Origin of the sequence: Bartonella sp. AP58NXGY, assembly GCF_042195785.1 — a bacterium.
GTDB lineage: Bacteria > Pseudomonadota > Alphaproteobacteria > Rhizobiales > Rhizobiaceae > Bartonella.
In genome coordinates this window covers 1-787 of record NZ_JBHIOY010000198.1, presented here as the reverse complement: position 1 = coordinate 787, position 787 = coordinate 1, and the positions used below count along the sequence as shown (strand labels likewise).

The 787-nt window shown below is 39.8% G+C and carries 1 protein-coding gene; it reads left to right on the top strand.

What is annotated here, in order from left to right; translation table 11 throughout:
• Window positions 1–249 precede the first annotated feature (249 nt).
• The gene (locus ACFINC_RS10415) at window positions 250–609 is read left to right on the top strand and encodes a helix-turn-helix domain-containing protein (RefSeq protein WP_375617167.1); all 360 of its coding nucleotides are present in this window, start codon (window positions 250–252) and stop codon (window positions 607–609) included.
• The last annotated feature ends 178 nt before the right edge of the window (window positions 610–787 follow it).

Here is a 787-nt window from a genome sequence, read left to right as displayed (position 1 = left end):
ATTTTTCGAAATTACTTTATCAATAGACCTTGTGAGTTTGGTTGTATACGCGACAACCAATAGGGAACTGAAAGCCCGAAACCTCGATACATAAAATTAACCTACTTTTGTGGGTATCCCGGAATTCCGGGAGTTTTTGCTATGTCCAGGTGTGTCTGCACACTAAAAGCAAAAAGCTGATTCGAGGTCAGTGCTTTCAGGCTCCCGGAATACTTATGCGAGGGCGCTCGCAACCGGAGGGGGTCTTCAGTGCAAGCTAAAAATCCACATTCTAATGACATTTCAATAGGGCAAAAAATTCGCTTTAGAAGAAAAATGTTGAAAATATCTCAAAAAGAATTAGGGGACCGCTTAGGTGTGACCTTCCAACAAATCCAAAAATATGAAAAAGGATTGAATCGTGTGGGGGCAGGGCGTTTACAAGAAATTGCTGATATACTGGATATCTCGATTTTCTTTTTTTATGCTGATATTTCAACAAAAGAACATGTCTTGCTTCCTTATGAAGAAATGACCTCAAGCCAAGAAGAGCATACCCTTTTGAAAAGTTTTAGAGAGCTTAAACCTAAACAACAAAAAGCAATCTTGTGTTTGATTGCTGAGAGATAAAACACGGCTTTAAATTTTATTGTTGATCTCTTGAAATTACTTTATGAATAAGCGCGTGGTTCTGGTTGTCCAGTGCGGTTTCATGGGGGATCTTAAAGCCTTGAAAAGCCAAGCAGAGACATTGGTCTGCTTTATAAATATCGCGAAATTCCGGGAGATTTTGCCATGTCCAGGTGCG